This window comes from Pseudomonas sp. ADAK13 (assembly GCF_012935715.1).
GTDB lineage: Bacteria > Pseudomonadota > Gammaproteobacteria > Pseudomonadales > Pseudomonadaceae > Aquipseudomonas.
Window position 1 is genome coordinate 3,332,301 of record NZ_CP052860.1, and the last position, 21,146, is coordinate 3,353,446.

A 21,146-nucleotide genomic window follows, 5' to 3' on the forward strand; every position below is an offset into this window, starting at 1 on the left:
AAGACCAAGTGATGCCCGCCGGTGAGCCATCTTTTAATCGTGGACGATGACCTTGAGGTCCTCGCCCTGCTGAAGAAATTTTTTCTGCAACATGGCTACACGGTCGAGACCGCCGCCAATGGCACCGAACTGTGGGCGGCCATGGAGCGTACGCCTGCCGACCTGATTATCCTCGACCTGATGCTGCCGGGGGATAACGGCCTGTTGCTGTGCCAACGCCTGCGCCAGCAATACGCAACGCCGGTGATCATGCTGACCGCCATGGGCGAGTTGAGTGATCGCGTGGTGGGCCTGGAAATGGGCGCCGACGATTACTTGAGCAAGCCCTTCGACGCCCGTGAGTTACTCGCCCGGGTGCGCGCAGTACTGCGCCGGGCCGGAGAAAACCGGCCAACCCTGGGTGACGCTTCGCGCCCGCTGATCCGCTTTGCCGGCTGGCAGCTGGACCTGACGCGCCGCGAGCTGCGCTCGCCGGATCAGGTGATGATCCCGTTGTCGTCCGGGGAGTTTGACCTGCTGCTGGTGTTCGTCGAGCACCCGCAACGGGTGCTGACCCGCGAGCAATTGCTCAACCTGGCGCGGGGTCATAGCCATGACGCGTTCGACCGCAGCATCGACGTGCAAGTCAGCCGCCTGCGACGCAAGCTGGAGTTTGACACCAAGCGCCCGGCGATGATTCGCACGGTGCGCAACGGTGGTTACCAGTTCACCGTCGCCGTGACCCGCTCATGAGTCGCTTCAAACCCCGGGACACCGTGGCCCGCTGGATCGCCCTGACCATCCTGATTGCGATGCTCACGGCGCTGGCCTTCAACGCGCTGTTTGTGCAACTGGCGGGCGTTTGGGCCAGGCCGCCGCTGGGTGAGACCGGCCTGCTGGAAAAAGTGGCGGTGATCGTGCGGATGATTGAGGCGGCAGAGCCGTCACAGCGAGCACAGCTGACGCAGGCAGTGGGCGATGACAGTTTCAGTGTGAGTTGGTCGGCCACCCGTGGGGGCATTGATGTGCCGATTCTGGAAGACCCGGGTTTTCATTCCGATCAGGTGTTCAAACAACTGCTCAAGGGACCGGAACGGCGAATGGAAGCCTACGAACCGTCCGACTGGCCAGGCCCCGGCGGGCACTATGCGCTGGTGGTGCAACTGGTTGACCAGTCCTGGCTGATGTTCAGTGCACCGTCGCGCAGTTGGGGCCTGGCGGAAGGCCCGCGAAGCCTGGTGGTGCTGATGCTGGTGCTGGTCTCGACTGCGCTGGTCACGCTGATCGCCACCCGGCGCCTGGCCCGGCCGCTTCAACATTTCGCCCAGGGTGTGCGGCGCTTCGGCGCTGACTTTCGTGCGCCGCCCATCGAACCGGTCGGCCCCCACGAAATCCGCCAGGCGATCCTCGCGTTCAACGGCATGCAGGCGCAGTTGCAGCACTTCATCCAGGACCGTACCCAGATGCTTGCCGCGATTTCCCATGACCTGCGGGCGCCGCTGACCCGCCTGCGCCTGCGGGGAGAATTCATCGAGGATGCCGACCAGCAGCACCGCCTGTTCCGGGATGTCGATGAGATGCAGGCGATGATCAACACCGCGCTGGAATTCTTCCGCGACGATGCACGCCTGGAGCAGGCCACCCAACTGGACCTCGCCGAGTTGCTGCAAACCTTGATTGATGACTACCGTGACCAGTCCATCGACATCACCTTCAACGGCCCGCCGCGGCTGGTTTACTTCGGCCGACCGCTGGGGCTCAAACGGGTGATGACCAACCTTGTGGACAACGCGATTCACTACGGGCTGGCGCCGGAAGTTGAACTGCAACAGAGTCCAGGAAGGGTGACGGTGCGGGTGCTGGACCGCGGCCCCGGCATCCCGGTGGAGCAGCACGAACAGGTGTTCCTGCCGTTCTTCCGGCTGGAGGGCTCACGCAATAAAAGTACGGGCGGTGTCGGTTTGGGGCTCTCCACGGCACGGGCGATTGTGCTGGAACACGGTGGGACGCTGACCTTGGAAAATCGCCCGTGCGGCGGGTTGGCCGCCGTGGTGGTGTTGCCGGTTTAGGAGGGCTTAAGCGGTCATGGCAGCTTGCCGTTTCCCAGGTTGCTCAAAGAGCCGCCATTCGACTGGGCGTGTTGTTGATTGAAGCCGTCACGCGATGGCTCCTCCTTCGGTTTGGACGCAGGTTGAACAGGCTGGACGGGTTGAAGTGCCTGGATCAGGTTTTGGGTATGAAAAACGCTGCCGATCATCATGGATGTACCTCTCGTTCAATAGGAAGTTTGCCGTGCGCATCAACTCCCTCTGAGTGCGTCCTGATCAGTGGCTTTGGCCCGGTCCAGCGTTCCGGGCCATCGGGTTTCCATTTGCTTCGCCGTCTCAACAGGGCCGGTTTCAAGCCGGCTTGGGCACCGTAAACCGAAACTCGCTGCCCCGGCCCAACTCACTTTCAGCCTCGATCCGCCCGCCGTGGGCCTGCACGATGCCTTGGGTGATGTACAGCCCGAGGCCGCTGCCGGTGGGGTTGTTTTCGGTCTGGGTCCAGTAGCGATCAAACACGTGGGGCAATTGTTCAGGCGCAATTCCTTCGCCGGAATCCCGCACCGAAAACACAATCTCTTCGCCGGTACTCATCGCACTGATGCCGATATTGCCCTGGCGTGGCGTGAACTTGATGGCGTTGCCGATCAGGTTCGACAACACCTGGAACAGCCGCTCCGGGTCCGCATTGATTTGCAGCCCGGGTTCGGCGTTGAACGACAAATCGATGCCCTTTTCCATCGCCAGGGGCGCCAGCAATGAATAGGCCTCCTCGAACATCTGGCTCACGTCCAGGGCTACCGGCTTGACGGTGTAGCGCCCGGCCTCAATCTTCGAGGTGTCGAGCAAATCCTCCAGCAGTACATTCATGCGCCCGGCGGCTTGTTGCATGGTGTCGATGGCCGAGGAAATCCGCCGCGAGGTGTGCGGGCCGTCGGAGCTGAAGGCCTTTTGCATCATGCCGCAGAGCATCGAGATGACCGTCATCGGGTTGCGCAGGTCGTGGGAAACCACCGCCACCAGTTCATCCCGGGCGCGCACCGCTTGTTGCTCACGCAGCACCTGGCGGGCCAGGTCATTTTCCAGGGCCGAGCGACGCAGGTCGTTGGCGGCAAAGTGGTCGCCGTGGCTCCATTTAGTGGAAATGCCGGCCATTTCGACCTTCCAGATTTCAAACGAGGTGCGTGGGCGCAGGCGCAGGCCTGCGTCGGAAGTTTCCAGGTTCAGTGGTTTATTGGGATCGCCGCTCCAGTTGATGTTTTCCTTGGCCTCGGGGCGAAACCACAGCACGCCGTTATCCACCGGCTTGGGCAAGTTCATGGCCAGCACGCCACTGGCTACGTGCTGGTACTCCGCCGCCGGCGGGTACACCGACGCCAGGTGATGGCTGGCAAATACCGGCTGCCCGGTCTCTTGCAGCCACTTGTGCAGGGCACGGATTTGCCCGGGTTCCGGGCAGTTGCCATAGCGGTGCAGTTGCTTGTCTTCGATGATCGCCACACCGCAGGCCTGGGTCAGGTCCATCAGCAGTTGCGGACGTTGCGCCAGGCCGTCGAAAACATTGGCGGGCGAGGCCTGCATGGCCTGGCTGAGGAGGGCCAGGGCCTCGACCTTTTCTTCGCGCTGGCGGCTCAGGTCCAGGGCCTCCATGGCGCTGATCTGCAACGACAGCACCTGGCCGATGGTCTGGCAGGCCGTGCGCAACTCATTGGGCACCATCAGCGGCTGGCGGTTGCCGCAACTGATCAGGCCCCAGAGTTTGTCGCCGGCCATCAGGGAAATGCTCATGGACGACAGCACGCCCATGTTCTGCATGTACTGGCAGTGAATCGGCGACACGCTGCGCAGGGTGGCGAAGCTCAGGTCCAGGGGCTGGCCGGTGTCCGGGCGCAATCTGGGCACCAGTGGTACCGGCTCATAATCGGCGTTGGGGATGATCCGCAGCCAGTTGGTGCGATACAGCTCCCGGGCTTGTTCGGGGATGTCGGAGGCGGGGAAGAACAGGCCGTTGAACAGTTCCATCGACGGCGCGGACGCTTCGGCGATCACCTGGCCGTGGCCTTCTTCCTCGAAGCGATAAATCAGCACGCGGTCGTAGCCGGTCATGGCCTGGATTTCGTTGACGCTGATTTCATACAAGGCCTGCAGGGTTTTCGCCGCTTGCAGACGTTGCAGCATCTTGCCCAGGTTGCTGGTCCGGCCATTGAGCGCCTTGGGCTGAAAATCCTTGAGGCGCGGCTCGAACTCCAGCACCAGCACACCCTGATGGCGGTGAAGCAACCCTTCGAACTCGGCGCCGTTGAGCGTCACGTGCAAGGGTGGGGCGTCGAAAAAACTATTGTGCGTGACCATGGCCTGGACGGCTTCGGCATGTTCCGTGCCGATCAATGTGTGCAGTGGCTGGCCCAGCAGGGACTCGGGCGCGTGATTGAACAGCCCGGCCACGTTGGCGCTGACCTGCACGATATGCAGGCCTGGCTCAGACAAGGTCAGCAGCGCGCCGTGGGGCTGGATGGCCCCCGGGAAGCGGATGGGCTCGTCCGCACAGTTGGCAAGCAGTTCTTCAAAGTCATCGGGTTTCATAGCAGTACCTCCTGGCTGTCGAGCCATTGCTCAAAGCAGCTGAATGTTGAGCGGGCCGCGTTTACAGCGCGCAGTTTGGCGTGCGCGTCGAGGGGCACATGGCTCAGGTAATCGAGAAAGTCTTTCCAGCGCCGGCCGGTTTCGGCGCCATACACGTTGAGAAACGCACCACCGTTGTCGGCGTCCAGCCCCAGGCGCTGCGCCATTTCCCTGCGCAGAATTTGCCCGCCCAGGGTGGCGCCCTCCAGCACGTACAGCGCACCCAGGCAGGCGGCAGGTGTGTCGAGGGGCGGTAGCGACGTGCAGCGGGGAAGGGCGGTAATGGCCGGATCGTCCAGGCCCAGGGCGTGGAGGTCTGTCAGCAAGGTAGGCGTTTTCAGACGCAGTGCCTGATCGAATCCTACCGGGATCAAGCCGCTGTCGTTCAGCGTTGCTTCCAGAGGGTCGTAGAACCCGTAGTAGGCCTGGAGCAGGCGTCGGTACCCGTCGTGATCCAGCTGCGGGGAGAAAAACGGCAAGCGTTTTTCCAGGGCGACGTGCAGTAAAGCGGTACCTGAGCGCAGGGCTTCAAGCACGGGGGGCGCACCAACGTCATGGGCCTGTGAATGCATTCAGTAAACTCGAACTGGGGGCCTGCTGGCCATGTAGGGTTGCCTGATCATTGACCGCAGGAGCTGTCGCGAAGTTCGCTGCAGCTGATGTCGCGACGCTATCAATGCATGGGCGGGCCCTGTACCAGCGCCGATTGCACGCAATCGAGCAAGCGCTCGGCGCTCCACGGTTTGGGCAAGAAGCGCACCGTGCCGCCCAGTTGCGACGCCATTGCGGTATTGCCCGAGGTCAGCAGCACCGGCAGCGACGGCCAGCGATGGGCGACCACCTTGCTCAAGTCGTACCCATTGAGCAGGCCGGGCATCTGGATATCGCTCACGATCAGGTCCACCGGATCATTGGCCCGTTCAAGAAAAATCATCCCTTCGTCTGCGGAGGGAAACGAGGTCACCACCGCACCGAAATCCTCCAGTACATCCACCATCAACGCGCGAATGATTTCGTCGTCTTCCAGCACCAATATCGATGGCTGAGCCATGATCACCACTCCACCATCCGGGATAAGTAAGGTGGAGTGGACGGCGGTTGATTAGGTTCGATTGGATGTTTTTTTTGCGATGGGTGGTCATTTGGTGGGTGTGCTTGCGAGTAACGGGCGGGATACGTCACGATGCCGTCCCCCACGCTATGGAAGGCAATCCCGTGTTGAGCACGACCGATATCGGTGGCCGCATGATCAAGGTCGACCACGCCGGCGAACATGGCGCGATCTGCATCTACAGCGGCCAACTGTTCATGGCACGCCTGGTTGCCCCTGGCCTGGTAGAGGAACTCAGGGAGCTGCGTTCCCACGAGTTGCGCCATCGCGCAGTGTTCCAGTCCGAATTGCAGCGCCGTGGCCGGCGGCGTTGCCGCAGCTACTGGCTATGCGGCCTCGGCGGCCTGGTATTGGGGTTGGTGACCGGGCTTTGCGGGCGCAAGGCGATCCTGGCCACCACCGTCGCGGTCGAAAGCGTGGTGCTCAAGCATTTGGCCCATCAACTTCACGTTTTACGCGACAGCGACCCGCAAGCGGTGGTGGCGATTGCCTCGATTGTGGAAGAAGAGCAGCAGCACCATGACCAGTCGGCGGCGCAGATCGACCCGCGCGATCCGTGGAGCCGGGCGTTGAACCCGGTGGTGACGGCCTGGACAGAGGCGGTGATCTGGATGGGCATGCGTTCGTGAGTAACTGCAGTCTCATCTCTGTCGTTATTAGGACCGCTATCTCTGAGGATGCAGCGTTTTTGCCTGCGATAGAAGCATCTGCGGCCCAATCCTTCCGCACCATCGAATCGTTGGGCTGGCTTGCCGATGCCGAGCTCATGAGTGTTGGGCGCCATCTGCAGGTCATCGCGTTGGGTACGTGTTGGGTGGCGGTGGATGCTACTGGCCAACTCCAGGGGTTCCTCAGTGCAGAGGTATTTGATGATGACCTGCACATCCATGAACTGTCAGTGGCGCAGGCCATGCAAGGCCGTGGCGCAGGGCGGCAATTGCTTGAAACCGTGATGAATGAAGCACGTTCGCGCCAGTTGCGGGGCGTCACCCTCACCACGTTTCGCGATGTGCCCTGGAACGCCCCGTTTTACCAGCGGCTGGGATTTCGGCAAGAGCACTCCCTGGCGCCGGATCATCGTTTGGCAGAGGCTTTGCGTGAGGAGTATCGTCACGGTTTTGCGCCGGGCAGTCGTTGCGCCATGTCGTGGCAAATCACCACCTGAACCGGCACACCGGATGGAACGCTAGTTATGAAGCACGTTGTTTTACTCACCCTTGCCTTGATGTCCGGTTTTGTCAGTGCCCAGGCAATGGCGGAAGGCGACGCCGAAGCCGGTGGAAAGTTATTCAGTAAAACCTGCGGCGGTTGCCATAGCGTCGGCGAAAACGCCCGGGGCGGTTTTGGACCTCAGCTCAACGGCATCATTGGCCGTCCGGCCGGGACCACCACTGACTATCAGTATTCAGATGCGATGAAGAACTCCGGCGTGGTCTGGACGCGGGACAAACTGGCCGCCTATATCGAGGCGCCGAAAAAGGTGGTGAGCGGCACCCGGATGATTTTCTGGGGGATCAGTGACCAGGAGAAGATCGATAACTTGTTGGCGTATCTTGCGACGTTTCAGGCGCAGTAATGCAGGTTGATTGACGGCACGCATCCCGATAATGCCTCGGTGCCTTCCCAATCACTCGCTTGAAGGCATTGCTGAACGCGCTTTCAGACCCGTACCCCAATGACTGCGCCAAGACCCCAACGGAAAGATTCCCCTCGCGCAACGCCCGTTGCGCAAGGCGCATGCGCCATTCGGTCAAGTACGTCAGCGGTGGCACGCCGGCGACGTTCTTGAAGTGTTGCGAAAAGGTGGTGCGCGACATTGCAGCGGCGGCAGCCAAGGCTTCCAGCGACCAGGCATTCCCCGGCTCGCTGTGCATCAAGCGCAGCGCGGGCGCCAGGCGCTTGTCGCTGACCGTGCGCAGCCAGCCTTCGGGTAATGCGCCCGAGGTTTCGACGTAAGCCCGCAGGATCTGGATAAACATCAACTGCGCCAGATGCGCCGATGCCAGGCTCGCCCCCAGCAAATTGGATTCGCCCTCATGAGCCAACTGGCCAAGCAGCCATTGCACGATTGCCGCTTGCGGCGCCGTGGCCCGCACGTGGATCAGGGGCGGGAGTGCATTGGCCAACAGCCCGCCACTTTCCGGGTCCAGGCGCACGTAGCCGCCGATTTGCACACAGCCCTGGCCGTCACCGATTTGCGGGAAGCGGCCGGCGTCAGCGAATAATTGCCGCGCTTCCAAAGGCGCTACCGACACATCGCCTGCAAGCACAAACGGGCGTTGCGCACTCAGCAGGAACACATCTCCCGCTTCAATCAATACCGGCGCTGGCTCGCCCTCGAGCCACAACCAGCACTGTCCTTTCACCACACCGAAAAACTTGATCTTGTCTGGCGCCGGAAAACGCAGGGCCCAGGCGCCGCCCGCGCTGAAACCGCCAGTCATCACCGATTGGGCGTTCACGAAGGTGAGTATCTCGGAAAACGGATCGCTGTGCATATTCGTACTTTCACGCAGGTAAACGGGATGTTCGAGTATTCAGAGTACGGCTTTCGGGGCGTAGCGTGGTAACCACACGTCTAATGGAGACTTTGTCATGCCCACTGCACAAAACCCCATCCATAGCGGCTACGGCGCGGCGACTACCGCCGCCGAAGTGATCCGAGGTGCCGACCTTTCCGGCAAGGTGGCGATTGTCACGGGCGGTTACTCCGGCATTGGCCTGGTCACCGCCCGCACGCTGGCTGCCGCTGGCGCCCACGTGATCGTCCCGGCCCGTGACCCGGCCAAGGCTCGCGCTGCACTCAACGCTTATCCACAGCTGCAACTTGAATCCCTGGACCTGATGGATGCCGGTTCCATCGACCAGTTTGCCGAGCGCGTTCTGGCGACAGGCCGCCCGTTGCACCTGCTGATCAACAACGCGGGCATCATGGCGCCACCGCTGAGCCGCAATGCACAGGGTTACGAGTCCCAGTTCGCCACTAATCACCTCGGGCATTTTCAGCTTACCCAGCGCCTGTGGCCAGCCCTGCAACGTGCCGAAGGTGCGCGGGTGGTGGCGTTGTCTTCACGGGGCCACGTACACGGCGCTGTCGATTTTGATGACTGGAACTTCGAGCGTCAGGCCTACGATCCATGGAAGGCCTACGGTCAGTCAAAAACCGCTAACGCGCTGTTCGCCGTGCATCTGGACACACTCGGCGCAGCCAGCGGTGTGAGGGCTTTTGCGGTTCATCCCGGCGGAATCATTACTGACCTTGTGCGGCACATGAAGGCAGAAGTCTTGCAGGCATCAGGCTACGTAGACGAGCACGGGCAACCGGTGATCGACCCCGAACGGAATATGAAAACCCCGGAGCAAGGCGCAGCCACCAGTGTGTGGTGTGCGGTGAGCGAGCAGTTAGCGGGAATGGGCGGGGTGTATTGCGAGAACTGTGATGTGGCAGTTGCGGTGAGCGCGGAATCAGAAGAACAGCTGGGTGTCAGGCCGTGGGCGGTGGATGCCGAGTTGGCGCAACGGTTGTGGACGTTAAGTGAACAATTGATCGGCGAACGCTAGGCCGCAGTGTGGGGTCAGCTCACTGACCCCATCGGCCCATCAAGAACCCTGCGGCGTTTCCCCGCGCGCCAAACGCGCATTGATATCGTCTATCACCGCCGGCAGTTCGACGATGGTATCGATCAGGTAATGCGGCCGGGAGCCTTCGAACATCTGGGCGATGCGCGCACGCTCCAGCGCCAACTCTGCAGCGGGCAGCGCCTTGTATTGCTCGTAGGTCAAGCCCAGAGCGTTGCCCGAACAGGTCAACGCCACCGTCCACATGCCAGCGCTGCGGCCTTCCAGAATCCCGGGCCAGGTGTCGTCGACCTTCACGCAGGCGGCCACATCACTGATGCCCAGCGCAATCACGTTGGCCAACGCCTGCGCCGGATGCGGACGCCCGTTGGGCACTTCGTCAGTCGCCACCACATGGTCGGCGACGTAGCCATTCTGCCGTGCCAGCTCGACCACCTTGGCCATCACCACCGCCGGATAGCCCGAGCAGGAGCCAATCTTCAAGCCTTGGCCACGCAGGGTTTTGATTGCCTCAAGAGCACCGGGAATGACCGCTGAATGCAGCGCGATTTTCTCGATCTGCAACGGCATGAAGCGTTCGTAGAGGGCCGTGACGTCCTCGTCGGTGGGCAGTCGATCAAACACCGCCCGATAACGCTCGGCAATATGCGGCAGGTTGCACAAGGTGCGGATGTGATCCCACTTGCCCATGCCCATCGGGCCGCGTGCTTCCTCCAGGGACACGGCAACGCCGAACTCGCCGAACGCCTCGACAAAAATCTGCGTGGGGGCGAAGGAGCCGAAGTCGACAACGGTGCCGGCCCAATCCAGGACCACGGCTTGCAGCTTGGAAGGTTGTTGGTAGTGCATGGCAAGTCTCCATTTTCAGGTGTGAGCAGGCCGTCCCTCTGCCGAAGAAGAGGTAAGCGCCTGGTGAGGGTTTAAACGGGTAAGGCGATCAGGTGGCCGGGATCGGGCTGGCCTCGAACAGCTCCGCGATCATCGGTCGGTTGCGCCGGATGCCCAGGCAACACAAGTGGTAGTCGATGAAAAGCGGATGGTCGACGAAGGTGATCGGCGTGGTGCCCGGGGTTTCGGCGTATTCCACGGCGGACACAAAGCCGATGCCGATGCCCTTGGTGATGGCGTGCACGATGGCTTCACGACTGTTCAACTGCATCACGCAGTTCACGGCAATTCCCTGGCGCTTGCAGCTTTCTTCCACCAGTTGCCGGGTGCGTGAGCTTTTCTCGCGCATCACCCACTTTTCGCGGCTGATCTGTTCCACGTGCACCTCTTTCTGTTGCGCCCATGGGTGGTCATCGCGCACCACCGCAATAATCGGATAGCGCCGGTACAGCTGGGTATCGAAGCGCTGGTCGAACTCCGAGAGGGCCAGGATTGCCACGTCGATATCGAAGTTGAAGAGCCGGTCCAGGGTTTCCTTTTCCGGGGAAAACGAGGTTTCCAGTTCGATGTCCGGGTGGCGCTGCATCAGTTCGTAAGTCAGGTTCATCGCAATCGGCGGCGACACCGCGCCCAGGCGCAACAACCCTGTCTTGCGCTGCTTGAAACTCTGCAACAGTTGCATGGCTTCATCCTCCTGGCCGAACAGCCCCTGGGTGATCCCGTAAAGGGCGTGCCCGGCCGCACTCATCTCGATAAACCGCCCGCGACGGTGGAACAACTCCACCGAGAACTGCTTCTCCAAACCGTTGACCTGCTCGCTGACCGTCGGCTGGCCGACGCTCAGGTACTCGGCGGCGAGGGTGAAACTGCCGGTCTTCGCCACCGCATGAAACGAGCGCAGCCACTTGTGGTACTGGTACATAAAAAGTCCTGTTCCTGAGGTCCGCCGGGCCGGTCATCAACGTCGGATAAACAACGCCACCGCCGCGCTGCACAGGCAGGCCGAGGTCACGACGATGAAGATCAGCGAGGTATTGCCGGTACTGTCGAGCATACTGCCGATCAGCGGTTCCGCCAGGCCGGCGAACAGATAGGATGAGAAGTTCATCACGCCGGTGGCCGTACCCGCACGCTTGGCGCCGACCAGGTCCGGGCACAGCGCCCAGAAACTCGATGCCGGCCCGTACACAAAGAACCCGCAAAGGAACAATGCCACCAGGCCGATTGCGCTGTGGGGTGGCAGGCTCCACATCCACAGGCTGGTGGCGGCACCGAGGAACATGTAGAGCATGATCGCCAGGTAGCGTTTGGAGCCGAACAGCTTGTCCGAGACCCAACCATTGCTCAGGGCGCCGATGGCCATGCCCACCGGCAGGGCCACGGTGATCCACTTCGGATCGATCATGCTGTCGCCGCTTTTCCAGTTGGCGCCCAGGAAGTGCACCGGCACCCAGACGATCAGCCCGTAGCGGGCAGCGTTCTGGAAGCCCAGGGAGAGGGCGGCGATGATCAGGCGCGGGTTTTTCAGGACAGCCTTGTAGCGCTGTGCCGAGGTTTCGACTTCGCCGTGGGCCACTTCATGATTCTTGTCTTCGGCGTTGGCCACGCCGGTATCGGCCAGGGGTTCGAAGCCCAGGTCCTGAGGCCGTTCCCGGGCTACCAGATAGAAGATGATGCCGCCTGCCAGCATCAAGAGTACCGGCAGGCGGAAGATCCAGCGCCACTCCAGTTGAAACACTTCCAGCACCACGATCGAGGTCACATACGACAGGACCGAGGCGCAGCCGGCGGCGAACACATAAAAGCCGTACACCTTGCCGCGCTCACCGGCGCTCCACCAATTGGAAATCAGCCGGCTGCCGGGCGCCCAACCGAGGGCCTGGAAGTAACCGTTGATGCCCCACGGCAGGATCAACCCGGCAAAGCCGCTGGCGAAACTGGTGACCCAGTTGGCCCCGCAGGACAGCACCGCGCCCAGGGTCATGATGCGCCGCCCGCCGAACTTGTCGGCGAGGTTGCCGTTGATGGCCTGTCCAATCGCATAGGCCCAGAGCATGGCGGCCGAGGCCCAGCCGAGGGTTTCCTTGGTCAGGCCGAACTCGGCCTGGATCCCGGGGATGGCAAAACCGAAGGTCTGGCGACCGGTATAGAAAAACAGATAACAAAACATCGCCGCCAGCAGCATGCGCCACTGGGCAACACGGAAAGACGAGGTACGGACGGCAGGAACAGGCAGCACGTGTGCACGATTCATGATGTTTTCCTTATTGTTATTCGCCCCGGCGACCGCAGCCGCAGGGGGGCACTCTTGATAGGTGCAACAGGAAACGACCGAATTACGGTGAGTCTAGGCCGCTTGCGCGCCGATGAAGTTCTTGCCGCGTGCGCCTTGCAGGGCGAAGCGGATCATCGCTTCGGCTTCGCTGGCATTCACGCCGTAGTCGGCAAATTCGGTCTTCACGTCCAGGCTGTGGAGGAAGTCGCGCAACTGCGCCTGGGCCTGGTGCAGGTCGGTGCCGAATACCCGTTGCAGGGTGCGGTCCCGCGCGGCGTCATGCCCCCACGCCAGGCCCAGCACCAGCGGCAAGGTGAAGGAACAGGCGATGCCGTGGGGCAGGCCGTGGTGCAGGGTCATCTCGTAGGAGATGGAGTGGGCGAGGGCGGTCTTGGTATTGGAAAAGGCCAGGCCGGCTTTCAGTGCCGCCAACGCCATCCGTGAGCGTAATTCCTGATTGCCGAGATCACGCCGCAAGCGCGGCAGGCATTCCAGGATGTCTTCGATGGCGGAGATGGCGAAGGTGTCCGAGACCGGGTTGGCGTTGATATTCCAGATCGACTCCAGTGCATGGGACAAGGCATCCAGGCCGGTAGAGACGGTGACGCCACCCGGTACCGTCAGCATCAACTGCGGGTCGATGATCGCCACTTTCGGCCAGGTGCAGTCCAGGTGCAGCGAGTATTTCTTGAGGCTGGCGGAATCCCAGATCGTCGCCCATGGCGTGACTTCGCTGCCGGTGCCGGCGGTGGTCGGTGCGGCAATCAATTGCTTGTGGCGGGCCGGCACGAAAGGTTTGCCGGTGGCCAGCAGCGCCAGCAATTCGTCGAAATCCCCCGACTCGGTGCCGACGATCAGCGCCTTGGCCGTATCGATCGCACTGCCGCCGCCAACGGCGACCACCACCTGACAATCACCGGCCTGCTCCCAGAAGTGCTCGTACGTGTCGCGCAGTTGGGCCACGTCGGGGTTGGGTTGCACATCTTCGATCACATACACGAGGCGGTCACCCAGCAGGGTCTGGATGCGGTCTACCAAACCGAGCCCACGGGCTTCGGGGAAGGTCACGAGGGCGACGCGCTGGCCTTCGGTGAGGGCGGCAAGTTCTTGCAGGCAGCCCCAGCCGAAGCGGGTGTCTACCGGGTTGTGGAATCGGGCAGTCATGGCGGGTTCCTGGTTTTTGTTATTGGAAGTGGCGCCATAGTCGGGGACGGTGAGAGGGACCTCAAATCGATAGATTGGGGGGATGGATTGGCTGGGCCGATAGTAAGGCCCAGCCGCGGGGTACCTTTAACGAACGTTTCTGAACAACATCAACCGTGCACTTTCATGCAACCCCCGAGTCAGCCCCTGCAACCGCTGAAACTCCTCGGGGTACTGCTGAGCCACATCGTCCCTCGGCGTTTGCGACGCCAGGTCGTGCAGGGTCGGCGAACTGCCGTCGTGTTCCATCTGCAGCAGGAAGTCTTTGGTCACGCCGCCGATCAGCGGGAACGTGCCCTCGCGCAGTACCAGCGGCACCACCCGCTCGCCTTCCGGCGCAGGCTGCTGGATATCGCGGCCCATGGCGCCATTGTGGAACGCAATGCCCGCCATGCCGGCGACCGTGGGCAGCAAGTCCGCCAGGCCGACCGCTTCTTCGATCACCCGGGGTTCCAGGCCGGGTGCATGGATCATCATCGGTACGTTGTTGCTTTCCAAGCCGAGCTGTTCGAACGCTGGCGCCATGTGCGGGATCTGGCTGATGCGGGTGTTGTGGTCGCCGAAGAACACGAAGATGGTGTTGTCGTAGTAACCCCCGGCCTTGGCGATTTCCATCAGGCGGCCGATGTTGAAATCCAGCAGGCGCACGGCGTTGTATTGCTCGACGCTGCGACTGCCTGCAGCCTGGACTTGCTCCACGGTGAGGTCATGCACCACGAAGCCGTCGTTGTTCTTGGGGATGGTGAACGGGCGGTGGTTGCCGGAGGTTTGCAGGTAGGCGAAAAACGGCTGGTCCTTGGGAATGGCGCGCAGCAGTTCGTCGCCTTCCTTGAACAGGTCCAGGTCGGACACGCCCCACACGTCCACCCGTGGCGAGCGCCAGTGGCTTTCGTCGTAGAGTTTCACGCCATCGATGCTCTGGCGGATCAGCGCGTTGATGTTCGCCCAGCCGGCATTGCCGCCAATCATGTAGAGCTTCTGATAATTCTCGAAGGAGTTGATCAGCGTGTGTTGCCGGGTGATCAGCGGGTTGCGGGTGGCGGTCTCCCGGCGGGTGACGTCGGGCACGCCGGTGATGCTCGCCCACACGGTCTTGGCGGTGCCGGTAACGGGCACGTAGAAGTGTTTGAAAAACCAGCTTTCTTGCGCCAGCTTGTCGAGATTCGGCGTGGGGTTCAGCGGGTTGCCGTAGGCGCCCACGGCGCTGGTGCCGAGGGATTCGAGCATCACAAAGATCACGTTTGGCGGGCGATCGCCTTTAAGCCGGTAAGGCTGCACGGCTTGTTCGCGGGCGAAGCTCAGTTGTTCGGGATCGGGTTGGCTGACCCCCAGGTAATTCGCGACTTGCGGGTAGTGCTCACGCACCTTGCCTTCATCGAACTGCGACTGGCCGACCTTGAGGGTGTCGTACAAAAACAGCACCGGGTTGAGGCCCACGGCGGCGATCTGGTTATTGCCGGAAAAGAACGCATCGCTCCAGCGCAGGGGCACCGGGTTTTCGAGATTGAGGTTGGCCACGCGGCCGAGCAAGGCGAGCAAGACCACAATCACACCGACAGTGGCCACTGATGCAAGGGCCAGCTTGCCGAAGGGTTTGTGTTCGCCGTCCAGGGTGATGCGTTCGAGGCGAACCAGGGCGTAGGTCCACAGGCTGACGGCCGTAAGCCAACTCAAGGTTATCCACAGCACCGGGTAGGTTTCCCACACCATCTGCTGGGAAATCTGCGCATCCTCCAGGTAACGCAGCACCGTGGCGTTGATGCGCACACCGAGGTAGGCGTAGTGGCCGAAGTCGATGATGTACACCAGCCCGACGACGGCCAGCGCCACCAGCAGATAACCCCGCGCGAGCCAGCGCAAGGCGGGGACGGTCAGCAGGTTCCAGCGCGGTAGCCAGGCGAGCAGGGCCAGGGGCAACAGGATCAGCACCGCCAGGCGCAGGTCGAAACGCAGGCCGATCCCGAAGGTTTCCAGCAGTGCGGGTTCCTTGAGGTCGACCCCGGAAAACCCGAGTACAAACACCAGCCGCAGTGCCGCCAGCAACGCAAATACCAAACCGATCGCGCCCACGCCGTAGCGTAGGCGGCGCGAGTGCAGCCATCCCATCATTGACCTCTGTGCAGTTTTATAAGAGGGCGCCAGGCGGCCATCGCCAGCATCCACAACCCGGCCACCAGGCAGTAGCCTGTCAGCAGTGGGTCGATCAGATAGTCCCAGTAGTTTTCCGAGGCCTTGAGCCGCAGCGCGAACGCCAGGGTGCCCGCCGCAAGCATCCACACGGCCAAGGTATTACGCAGCCAGAGCATCAGCAGTGCGGCGATGCCTATCAGCACAATCATCGGCCGAGGGTTGAAACCCCAACGGTAGGGGTCGAAATACGTCAGGCCCATCGTCGCCGGGTAAAGCACCAGGCTCAGGGCACCAAACATCAGCAACACCTGGAGCTTCTGCGGGTGCTGGAGTGGCTGCACCACGCCCAGACGGCACAGGCTGACCCACGCCAACAGCACCAGGGTGCTGATGGCCAAGTCATCAGTGAAGCTGCGCACATAGGCCGCCAACGGCAGTTCGTTGACCGGGATAAAACTCACCACCACCAACACCGGCAGCAGCCATGGGCGCCAGGGCGCCGTCACGCGTAACAGGCTGAGCAGTACAAAACCCAACAGCACAAAACTCAAATGCGCTTGCCATTCAGAAACCATCACATGCGCTCCGACAGCCAGGCTTCGTTGAAGCTGACGTGTTTGATGAACGTGTTGTTCCACGAGTACACCAGGTGGTACATGCCGTCCGGGCTGCGGCTGAAGTACGGGTACTCGTATTCGAAATCGCAGCCACGGGGTTTGCACACCCGGTAATCCAGGCTGCTGAGGAAGCGTTGTTCCAGCGGCAGACGGCGGGCGCCGCTGGATTCGCGGAAGCCTTCGCCGATGATTTCCTTGTAGGCCTCGGGGGAGAAGGGTTGGCCCAGCGGGTCGGGGGACTGGTCCAGTTCCACCACGGTGCGCCACTGGTTGAGGTTGGCATCGGTGCCGTACAGGCTCAGCTTGAAGCGCCCGTCCTGCAGGTCGTTGAGTGCCACCAGCAAACCGTCGCCCTCAGTGCTGACGGCCGCCAACGAGGAGTTGGGGTTGGACGGCTCCAGCGGGTAAGGCTCGCTCCAGGTTTGCCCGGCGTCTTCGGTGCGGCTGGCGAGCACTCGGTGATGAGTTTCGCCGGCGTAACGCAGCATGGCGATGGCGCGCTGGCCGTCCTGCGGGACGATGGTCGGTTGCAGCGAATTTTTCCCACGACTGATACGGAATTTGTCGACCACCGCACCGTCGGCGCTCAAGTACAGGTACTCGGCGAATTTGCCCATGAACTCGTGGTACACCGGCAGGCCGATGGAACCGTCGGCATGGAACACCGGCGCAGCGCGCACCAGGGTGCTGATGTTGAAAAACGGTGAAGTGATCAACTGCCGAGGCGCCGACCAGTGGGTGCCGAGGTCGTCCGAGACCATCACATTGATCGCACTGGTGGCCCAGCCGCCTACCGACACCGAGACGTAAAACATCCACAGGCGGTTGTCCGGCGCCAGGGCGATCACCGGGTTGCCCAGTTTGCGGATGTAACGGTGGGTGCCGTCGCGCGTGCTTTCGCGGGTGGCGAGTACCTGCTCCGGGCCCCACTCGGCGCTTTTCGCGTCAAAGCGCGCGGTGCGCACCTGCACATCGGCGGCGCCTTCGCGGGAGCCGGCAAACCACACGGCCATCAGGTCGCCGCCGGGCAGGGCGGTGACCGAGGAGGAGTGCACGAAGTCATTGAGCTGCGAGGAGACAAAGCGGCTGCTGTATTGCGGGGTGGCCGCTGCCTGGGACGTGTCCTTGGCGGGCAGGGCAAACGGCGCCAACACGTGGGGCGGATGACTTTGCCAGGCGGCGAAAAATACCACTAGCAGGCTGCAGATCATGAATAGCGGGCGCATAGAGAACCTGTCGGGAAAAGGATTACTGCGCACGGTCATCCGGCAGGCGCCTCCTGCGGCCGGTGAGCATGGATAACGGCAGGTTGTCCCGCACCTGGATACTTTCAAACACCGCCGCCAGCACATGCACGCCAACCAGACCCGCCAGCACATTGGCGGCGGTTTCGTGCAACAGCAGCGGCCAATCGGCGCCCCACAGGGCATCGACTTCCTGCATCAAAAAGCCGCTGACGCCGATCGTCAGCAGCGCCAGCAACATCAGAATCATCACCAGCGCACCAATGGGCGAGTGGCCCAGGCGGTGCTGCGGTCGGCGGTTGAGCAATGAACGCACATGGCTTTTGAGTCGTTCCGACGTCGGCCAAAAATCTGCCCAGCGTGCGCTGCGCGGCCCTGCAAATCCCCACACCAACCGCACCAGCAACCAGGCCATGGCGTAATAGCCCAGCCACACATGCCAGTCGTCGCCTGCTTCGTTGAAGAAGTAATTGGCCACAAAGACGCCGGCGATGGAGAGGTGAAACACCCTGACCACCGGGTCCCAGAGGCGCAGGGAGGTTGCTGGCATCAGCCCTTGATCTCAGTCTTCACGGCCTTGCCGGTGACTGGATCGTGGTAGATCTCGACCTTGCGTTTGTCCTTGTCAAAGCCGTAGATCTCGTAGCAGTTGCCATCGGTGACCTTGAACTTGCTGATCTCGTAGCCTTGGGCTTTGAGTTGGTCCTGAAAGGCCTTCTGGTCCTGCCATTGCGAGCGCTCGGCAGTGGTGCATTGCGGGCCGGCAATGGCCAGGGGGCTGGCGATAATCAGCGACAGCAGGAGAATTTTACGCATGGAAACGCTCTCAGCAGATGTGGGAGATTTCACTGTGCAAAACCAACCTTAGCGAAAGCTTAGTTGGCAACGGCCCGTAACATCTTTCTCGAAATAGCCTCGGCGGTTACACGGCATCATGCCGCCGTTACTCCAGAGAATCAGCTATGCGCCTGCTCCTTGTCGAAGATGACCGTGCCCTCGGCCAAGGGATTCGCGTGGCCCTCAGCGCCGAAGGCTACACCTTGGACTGGCTGCAAGACGGCGTCAGTGCCCTGCATGCGTTGCGCAGCGAAAGCTTCGACCTGCTGCTGCTCGACCTCGGCCTGCCGCGCCTCGACGGCCTGACACTCCTGCAAACCCTGCGCGCCGAGCAATACGACCTGCCAGTGATGATCCTCACCGCGCGCGACGACACTGCCGAACGTATCGCCGGCCTGGATGCCGGCGCCGACGACTACCTGGTCAAACCCTTTGACGTCGAAGAATTCAAGGCTCGTGTGCGCGCCTTGTTGCGTCGCAGCCAGGGCCGCGCGCAGCCAATGCTGGAGCATGCGGGCGTGAGCCTCGACCCGGCGACCCAACAAGTCAGTTATCAGGGCCAGGACATCGTGGTGACGCCGATGGAATATCAACTGCTCCATCAACTGATGGTGCGCCCCGGCAAAGTCGTCACCCGCGAACGCTTGTCCCGCGCGCTTTACGGCTGGCAGGACCGCGTCGAAAGCAACACCCTCGAAGTCCTTATCCACAACCTGCGCAAAAAACTCTCCACCGATCTGATCCGCACCGTGCGCGGCGTGGGCTACGTGGTGGAGCTCAAGCCATGAACTCGGTTCGCGCGCGCATCCTCATCCCGGTGCTGGTGCTGATCCTGCTGGGTGATGGACTGATCAGTTGGCTGGTGCTGCGGGACAGTCACCACGAAATCGAAGAAGTCTACGACGCCCAACTCGCCCAAAGCGCCCGTTTGCTGCAAGGCGTACTGCGTCAGCGCGACCCCGGCGATGCCGACTGGGACCGCCTCTATCAGGCTTTCGACCAGGCCATGAGCCGCGTCGGCGAAGACGGCGCCGCGCACCCTTATGAGACCCGCCTGACCTTTCAGGTATGGCGCCCCGATGGTCAACTGCTCGTACGTTCCACTGATGCACCGATCCTCAACACACCGCCCACCACACTCGGGCCCCACGACCTGACGGAAAACGGCAACGACTGGTGCGCGTTCATGCTTGCCGACATGCAACAAGGCCTGCTCATTTGGGTGGGCGAGCGCGACGACATTCGCCAGGACGTGATCCAGCGCATCATCCGCCATACCCTCTGGCCCATCCTGATTGGCGTACCGCTGCTGGCGTTGTTGATCTGGCTGACCATCGGCTGGGGCCTCAAACCCCTGCGCGCGATGGCCCAGGCCATTCGCGGGCGGGACAGCAATACGTTGCGACCGCTGCAGCTTGAGCCATTGCCCACGGACCTGGAACCGATGCAAACCGCGCTGAACCGCTTGCTGGTGCAGGTGGACGACCTGCTGGAGCGGGAGCGTCGGTTTATTGCGGACGCGGCGCATGAACTGCGCACGCCGTTGGCGATATTGCGCATTCATGCACAGAACGCCCAGAGCGCGGAAACCGAGGAACAGCGGCGAGAGGCGTTGGACTTCCTGGTCAACGGCGTGGACCGGGCGACGCGTATTGGCAGCCAACTGCTGACCATGGCGCGCATCGAGCCGCAGTTGAACAACACCGTACGAGTGCGTGTGCAGTTGACGGAGTTGGTGCGCGAAGAACTTGCGGAACTGACGCCCCTGGCGATGGAGAAAGGCGTTGAGTTGGTGCTGGAAGGGGATGAGGAATGCTGGATTGAAACGGACCCGATAGCGTTGGCGATTGCGCTGCAGAACCTGGTGACCAATGCGCTGAATTTCTCGCCGGCGGGGAGTGAAGTGAGGGTGATGGTGCGGAGGACGGATTCGGGCGTGGTGCAGCTGTGTGTGGAGGATGCGGGGCCGGGGATTGATGAAGGGGAAATTGGAAGGTTGTTCGAGCGGTTTTATAGTCGCGGGAATGCGAATGGGGCGGGGTTGGGGCTGGCGATTGTGCAGATGATCGTGGGGAGGATTGGGGGGCGGTTGGAGTTGTATAACCGGGAGGTGGGTGGGTTGTGTGCGCGGTTGAGTTTTAGCTCCTGCGTGCTGAAACCGGTGGGAATACCACACCGTTGAAGGTGTGGGTGCAGCAGTTGCAAAACGGCTTCATGAACGCGGGTGTCAATTGCGGGTTAACCTTTTGTAGCAAGCCCGCCTCGTCGACGTATAAGCCGCTGTAATAGGTGGACTCGCCGATTCGCACGTACTCGTTTTTGTCGCTTTCACACACGGCAACCATCCAGAACACAGGTTCCGGGCGATCCAGGCGGGCATTGGCCTCGCTGAAAACTTCATCCCACCGATGACCGACCTTGGACAGGAGAAACCGGAATAATGGTGTGTAATCGAAGCCGTGCCGGTGATGGCTGTGCATCGAGCCACGGCTTAGGGTGGAGTTCTTTTCGCTTTTGCTATGGCGTTGTTGCCTATAGGTGCGGCAACTTCCGTGATGCACGTTGTACGTGCGGGTGTTGACTGAGCGATAGAGAGGGGGCTTTTTCATTAGGGTC

General features: G+C 61.7%; 23 protein-coding genes. 8 read left to right on the forward strand and 15 right to left on the reverse strand.

What is annotated here, in order from left to right; genetic code table 11:
- Window positions 1-21: 21 nt before the first annotated feature.
- Together HKK54_RS15365 and HKK54_RS15370 are read left to right on the forward strand one after the other, a co-directional pair.
- Window positions 22-732: a response regulator gene (locus HKK54_RS15365; RefSeq protein WP_029616173.1), complete on the forward strand. Its 711-nt coding sequence runs from the start codon at window positions 22-24 to the stop codon at window positions 730-732.
- A complete protein-coding gene (locus tag HKK54_RS15370; protein ID WP_010176900.1) occupies window positions 729-2,048 on the forward strand; it encodes an ATP-binding protein in 1,320 nt (439 codons plus the stop codon). The genes HKK54_RS15365 and HKK54_RS15370 overlap by 4 nt, the downstream gene beginning before the upstream one ends.
- A 14-nt stretch (window positions 2,049-2,062) precedes the next feature.
- On the opposite strand, the gene HKK54_RS15375 is transcribed toward HKK54_RS15370, so the two are convergent.
- From HKK54_RS15375 to HKK54_RS15390, 4 genes are all read right to left on the reverse strand, one after another.
- Window positions 2,063-2,239: a hypothetical protein gene (locus tag HKK54_RS15375; RefSeq protein WP_169387149.1), complete on the reverse strand. Its 177-nt coding sequence runs from the start codon at window positions 2,237-2,239 to the stop codon at window positions 2,063-2,065.
- 139 nt (window positions 2,240-2,378) lie between these two features.
- Window positions 2,379-4,607, reverse strand: a complete 2,229-nt coding sequence (locus tag HKK54_RS15380; protein WP_169387150.1) for an ATP-binding protein — start codon at window positions 4,605-4,607, stop codon at window positions 2,379-2,381.
- Complete coding sequence (locus tag HKK54_RS15385; protein WP_169387151.1) at window positions 4,604-5,218, reverse strand: biliverdin-producing heme oxygenase; 615 nt, start codon at window positions 5,216-5,218, stop codon at window positions 4,604-4,606. The genes HKK54_RS15380 and HKK54_RS15385 overlap by 4 nt, the downstream gene beginning before the upstream one ends.
- Window positions 5,219-5,319: 101 nt before the next feature.
- Entirely contained in the window at window positions 5,320-5,697 is a 378-nt protein-coding gene (locus tag HKK54_RS15390; protein ID WP_169387152.1) for a response regulator, read from the reverse strand.
- A 164-nt stretch (window positions 5,698-5,861) separates the two neighbouring features.
- On the opposite strand from HKK54_RS15390, the gene HKK54_RS15395 reads away from it, so the two are divergent.
- Genes HKK54_RS15395 through HKK54_RS15405 form a run of 3 tightly spaced genes read left to right on the forward strand, consistent with a single transcriptional unit; the run spans window position 5,862 to window position 7,333 of the window.
- Entirely contained in the window at window positions 5,862-6,386 is a 525-nt protein-coding gene (locus HKK54_RS15395) for a demethoxyubiquinone hydroxylase family protein (RefSeq protein ID WP_237151067.1), read from the forward strand.
- A 14-nt stretch (window positions 6,387-6,400) separates the two neighbouring features.
- Window positions 6,401-6,922: a GNAT family N-acetyltransferase gene (locus HKK54_RS15400; RefSeq protein WP_169389293.1), complete on the forward strand. Its 522-nt coding sequence runs from the start codon at window positions 6,401-6,403 to the stop codon at window positions 6,920-6,922.
- Window positions 6,923-6,949: 27 nt separating this feature from the next.
- Complete coding sequence (locus tag HKK54_RS15405; RefSeq protein WP_169387153.1) at window positions 6,950-7,333, forward strand: c-type cytochrome; 384 nt, start codon at window positions 6,950-6,952, stop codon at window positions 7,331-7,333.
- Here HKK54_RS15405 and HKK54_RS15410 read toward each other — a convergent pair.
- Window positions 7,272-8,255, reverse strand: coding sequence for an AraC family transcriptional regulator (locus HKK54_RS15410; RefSeq protein WP_202026892.1), 984 nt, complete (start codon window positions 8,253-8,255; stop codon window positions 7,272-7,274). The genes HKK54_RS15405 and HKK54_RS15410 overlap by 62 nt on opposite strands.
- 97 nt (window positions 8,256-8,352) lie before the next feature.
- Here HKK54_RS15410 and HKK54_RS15415 point away from each other — a divergent pair, with 97 nt between their 5' ends.
- Entirely contained in the window at window positions 8,353-9,318 is a 966-nt protein-coding gene (locus HKK54_RS15415) for an oxidoreductase (RefSeq protein ID WP_169387154.1), read from the forward strand.
- Between the two features lie 39 nt (window positions 9,319-9,357).
- Here HKK54_RS15415 and phnX read toward each other — a convergent pair whose 3' ends face one another.
- From phnX to HKK54_RS15460, 9 genes are all read right to left on the reverse strand, one after another.
- Entirely contained in the window at window positions 9,358-10,185 is an 828-nt protein-coding gene (gene phnX, locus HKK54_RS15420; protein WP_169387155.1) for a phosphonoacetaldehyde hydrolase, read from the reverse strand.
- Window positions 10,186-10,273: 88 nt separating this feature from the next.
- Window positions 10,274-11,146: a LysR substrate-binding domain-containing protein gene (locus tag HKK54_RS15425; protein WP_169387156.1), complete on the reverse strand. Its 873-nt coding sequence runs from the start codon at window positions 11,144-11,146 to the stop codon at window positions 10,274-10,276.
- Between the two features lie 36 nt (window positions 11,147-11,182).
- The gene (locus HKK54_RS15430) at window positions 11,183-12,478 is read right to left on the reverse strand and encodes an MFS transporter (protein WP_010176888.1); all 1,296 of its coding nucleotides are present in this window, start codon (window positions 12,476-12,478) and stop codon (window positions 11,183-11,185) included.
- 93 nt (window positions 12,479-12,571) lie between these two features.
- Window positions 12,572-13,663 carry an iron-containing alcohol dehydrogenase PsrA gene (gene psrA / locus HKK54_RS15435; RefSeq protein WP_169387157.1) on the reverse strand — a complete coding sequence of 364 codons (1,092 nt, stop codon included), beginning with the start codon at window positions 13,661-13,663 and terminating at the stop codon, window positions 12,572-12,574.
- A 126-nt stretch (window positions 13,664-13,789) separates the two neighbouring features.
- On the reverse strand, window positions 13,790-15,808 hold the full coding sequence (locus HKK54_RS15440) for an LTA synthase family protein (RefSeq protein WP_169387158.1): 2,019 nt from the start codon (window positions 15,806-15,808) through the stop codon (window positions 13,790-13,792).
- Window positions 15,808-16,407 (reverse strand): hypothetical protein, encoded by a 600-nt coding sequence (locus HKK54_RS15445; protein ID WP_169387159.1) that lies wholly within the window; start codon window positions 16,405-16,407, stop codon window positions 15,808-15,810. Before HKK54_RS15445 ends, HKK54_RS15440 begins: the two co-directional genes overlap by 1 nt.
- Complete coding sequence (locus HKK54_RS15450) at window positions 16,407-17,660, reverse strand: sialidase family protein (protein WP_178121024.1); 1,254 nt, start codon at window positions 17,658-17,660, stop codon at window positions 16,407-16,409. The genes HKK54_RS15445 and HKK54_RS15450 overlap by 1 nt, the downstream gene beginning before the upstream one ends.
- 37 nt (window positions 17,661-17,697) lie before the next feature.
- Window positions 17,698-18,243 carry a cytochrome b/b6 domain-containing protein gene (locus HKK54_RS15455; RefSeq protein ID WP_169387161.1) on the reverse strand — a complete coding sequence of 182 codons (546 nt, stop codon included), beginning with the start codon at window positions 18,241-18,243 and terminating at the stop codon, window positions 17,698-17,700.
- Window positions 18,243-18,509 (reverse strand): PepSY domain-containing protein, encoded by a 267-nt coding sequence (locus HKK54_RS15460; RefSeq protein ID WP_010176882.1) that lies wholly within the window; start codon window positions 18,507-18,509, stop codon window positions 18,243-18,245. Before HKK54_RS15460 ends, HKK54_RS15455 begins: the two co-directional genes overlap by 1 nt.
- Before the next feature lie 146 nt (window positions 18,510-18,655).
- Here HKK54_RS15460 and HKK54_RS15465 point away from each other — a divergent pair, with 146 nt between their 5' ends.
- The gene (locus tag HKK54_RS15465) at window positions 18,656-19,318 is read left to right on the forward strand and encodes a response regulator (RefSeq protein ID WP_010176881.1); all 663 of its coding nucleotides are present in this window, start codon (window positions 18,656-18,658) and stop codon (window positions 19,316-19,318) included.
- Entirely contained in the window at window positions 19,315-20,712 is a 1,398-nt protein-coding gene (locus tag HKK54_RS15470) for a sensor histidine kinase (protein ID WP_169387162.1), read from the forward strand. Before HKK54_RS15465 ends, HKK54_RS15470 begins: the two co-directional genes overlap by 4 nt.
- Here HKK54_RS15470 and HKK54_RS15475 read toward each other — a convergent pair.
- On the reverse strand, window positions 20,669-21,139 hold the full coding sequence (locus HKK54_RS15475; RefSeq protein ID WP_169387163.1) for a hypothetical protein: 471 nt from the start codon (window positions 21,137-21,139) through the stop codon (window positions 20,669-20,671). The two genes, HKK54_RS15470 and HKK54_RS15475, sit on opposite strands and share 44 nt — an antisense overlap.
- Window positions 21,140-21,146 lie beyond the last annotated feature (7 nt).